This is a genomic window from Mesorhizobium sp. CA7 (genome assembly GCF_020165015.1).
In the GTDB taxonomy this organism is placed as follows: Bacteria; Pseudomonadota; Alphaproteobacteria; order Rhizobiales; family Rhizobiaceae; genus Mesorhizobium.
Genome location: NZ_JAIUHH010000037.1, coordinates 1 through 3629 on the forward strand (window position 1 = coordinate 1; position 3629 = coordinate 3629).

Annotated in this window: 2 rRNA genes; both read left to right on the forward strand. The window is 53.8% G+C overall.

The features are described from left to right. Positions 1 to 150 precede the first annotated feature (150 nt). Positions 151 to 2974, forward strand: a 23S ribosomal RNA gene (locus tag LB552_RS29545). A gap of 286 nt (positions 2975 to 3260) precedes the next feature. Next, positions 3261 to 3375 (forward strand): 5S ribosomal RNA (rrf, locus tag LB552_RS29550). The last annotated feature ends 254 nt before the right edge of the window (positions 3376 to 3629 follow it).

Sequence of the window (3629 nt, forward strand, 5' to 3'; positions counted from 1 at the left end):
TGCATATGATGGGTTTGCCTAACCGCGCCCTCGAACCGATCTCGAGAAGCTGGTCTTTTTGTGCCAATTCCATTGAAGCAAGTCCCGCACAGGATTTTGCTCAGGCGACAATCCCTTCGGGATTGCGTGGTGGGTATTGGCAATGAGAACGATCAAGTGTCTTAAGGGCAATTGGTGGATGCCTTGGCATGCACAGGCGATGAAGGACGTGATACGCTGCGATAAGCTACGGGGAGGTGCGAATACCCTTTGATCCGTAGATTTCCGAATGGGGAAACCCACCTAAGGTACTTGGAAAATCAGAGCAGCAGGGATGCGACGATCCTTCGGATCGCGCCGTCTTGCTGCTGTGGTTTCCAAGTATCGCTAATAGGTAACTTATCCTGAATACATAGGGATAAAGTGGCGAACGCGGGGAACTGAAACATCTAAGTACCCGTAGGAAAGGACATCAACCGAGACTCCGGAAGTAGTGGCGAGCGAACCCGGACCAGGCCAGTGGCGATTGAGAGACAAGCGGAACCTTCTGGAAAGTAGGGCCATAGCGGGTGACAGCCCCGTACGCGTAATGCGATCAATCGTCCTTGAGTAAGGCGGGACACGTGAAATCCTGTCTGAAATTGGGAGGACCACCTTCCAAGCCTAAGTACTCGTGCATGACCGATAGCGAACTAGTACCGTGAGGGAAAGGTGAAAAGCACCCCGACAAGGGGAGTGAAAGAGTACCTGAAACCGATTGCCTACAAACAGTGGGAGCCCGCAAGGGTGACCACGTACCTTTTGTATAATGGGTCAGCGACTTAGTGTGACGAGCAAGCTTAAACCGGTAGGTGTAGGCGCAGCGAAAGCGAGTCTGAACAGGGCGTTCAGTTCGTCGCATTAGACCCGAAACCGAGTGATCTAGCCATGAGCAGGTTGAAGGTAAGGTAACACTTACTGGAGGACCGAACCCATAACTGTTGCAATAGTTCGGGATGACTTGTGGCTAGGGGTGAAAGGCCAATCAAACTCGGAAATAGCTGGTTCTCCGCGAAATCTATTTAGGTAGAGCGTCGACCGAATACCCCAGGGGGTAGAGCACTGGATGGGCTAGGGGTCCTCACCGGATTACCAAACCTAACCAAACTCCGAATACCTGGGAGTACTAGTCGGCAGACACACGGCGGGTGCTAACGTCCGTCGTGAAAAGGGAAACAACCCTGACCTACAGCTAAGGTCCCCAAGTTATGGCTAAGTGGGAAAGGATGTGAGGATCCCAAAACAACCAGGATGTTGGCTTAGAAGCAGCCATCATTTAAAGAAAGCGTAACAGCTCACTGGTCTAAATAAGGGTCTTTGCGCCGAAAATGTAACGGGGCTAAAGCCATACACCGAAGCTTAGGGTTCGTGAGCAATCACGAGCGGTAGCGGAGCGTTCTGTAAGCTGATGAAGCCGTACCCGTGAGGGGCGGTGGAGGTATCAGAAGTGCGAATGCTGACATGAGTAACGTAAGGGGAGTGAGAGACTCCCCCGCCGAAAGACCAAGGGTTCCTGCTTAAAGTTAATCTGAGCAGGGTTAGCCGGCCCCTAAGACGAGGCGGAAACGCGTAGTCGATGGGAACCACGTTAATATTCGTGGGCCTGGAGGTAGTGACGGATCACACAAGTTGTCCAATCTTATCGGATTGAAAGGGCAGCGGAGTGGTTCCAGGAAATAGCTCCTCCTTATAGACCGTACCCGAAACCGACACTGGTGGTCAGGTAGAGTATACCAAGGCGCTTGAGAGAACTATGCTGAAGGAACTCGGCAAATTGCACGCGTAACTTCGGAAGAAGCGTGACCCTTTTCTGCGCAAGCAGAGGAGGGTGGCACAGACCAGGGGGTAGCGACTGTTTATCAAAAACACAGGGCTCTGCGAAGCCGCAAGGCGACGTATAGGGTCTGACGCCTGCCCGGTGCTGGAAGGTTAAGAGGAGGGGTGCAAGCTCTGAATCGAAGCCCCAGTAAACGGCGGCCGTAACTATAACGGTCCTAAGGTAGCGAAATTCCTTGTCGGGTAAGTTCCGACCTGCACGAATGGCGTAACGACTTCCCCGCTGTCTCCAGCATAGACTCAGTGAAATTGAATTCCCCGTGAAGATGCGGGGTTCCTGCGGTTAGACGGAAAGACCCCGTGCACCTTTACTATAGCTTTACATTGGCATTCGTAGTGGCATGTGTAGGATAGGTGGTAGGCTTTGAAGCCTGGGCGCCAGCTCAGGTGGAGCCACCCTTGAAATACCACCCTTATCACTATGGATGTCTAACCGCGGCCCGTTATCCGGGTCCGGGACAATGTATGGTGGGTAGTTTGACTGGGGCGGTCGCCTCCTAAAGAGTAACGGAGGCGCGCGATGGTGGGCTCAGAACGGTCGGAAATCGTTCGCTGAGTGCAATGGCATAAGCCTGCCTGACTGCGAGACTGACAAGTCGAGCAGAGACGAAAGTCGGTCATAGTGATCCGGTGGTCCCGCGTGGAAGGGCCATCGCTCAACGGATAAAAGGTACGCCGGGGATAACAGGCTGATGACCCCCAAGAGTCCATATCGACGGGGTTGTTTGGCACCTCGATGTCGACTCATCGCATCCTGGGGCTGGAGCAGGTCCCAAGGGTATGGCTGTTCGCCATTTAAAGCGGTACGTGAGTTGGGTTCAGAACGTCGTGAGACAGTTCGGTCCCTATCTGCCGTGGGTGTAGGAATATTGAAAGGATCTGTCCCTAGTACGAGAGGACCGGGATGGACGGATCTCTGGTGGACCTGTTGTGGCGCCAGCCGCATTGCAGGGTAGCTATATCCGGACGGGATAACCGCTGAAGGCATCTAAGCGGGAAACCCACCTTGAAACGAGTATTCCCTGAGAACCGTGGAAGACGACCACGTTGATAGGCCGGGTGTGGAAGAGCGGCAACGCTTGAAGCTTACCGGTACTAATAGTTCGATAGGCTTGATCGTTCTCATTACTTATATCCATCTAGGCGCAATCCGAAGGATTGTCGCCATTCTCACTCACGCTTGTTCCGCCCTGCGGGCGGCGCTACGTGGGTGCGGCGCAACAGCGCCGACGGTCGGTCGACCTTGCGAAGCTTCGCTTCGAAGGGCGCCAGGCTGAAAGAACGTCAAAGGCACAACAAAGACCAGCGAACAGCTTAGAGAAAGCAGCAAATAGGGCTCCCTATTCGCTACTCACTATTGGCTATTCGCTCAAACAGCTTCTCGATTTGAACGTGCGTTTTGCCGACCTGGTGGTTATGGCGGAGCGGCTGCACCCGATCCCATTCCGAACTCGGCCGTGAAACGCTCCAGCGCTGATGGTACTTCGTCTCAAGACGCGGGAGAGTAGGTCGCTGCCAGGTCTGCAAAGCGCATGTTCACCTCACTTCCAGATCCACAGGATCCGGATGAAGACAATCTTCTCTCTACGATCTTAAGGCCCGCCAAACGGGAGCCTGGGCCGCGCAAGCGGCCCTTTCATTTGGCGGCTCTTGAATCCGGTAAGATCAAACTTACCTCCAAGGACGCAAGCAAACGCTTGCTCGTAATCGCAAGCAAACGCTTGCTCGTAATCGCAAGCAAACGCTTGCTCGTAGTCGCAAGCAAACGCTTGCTC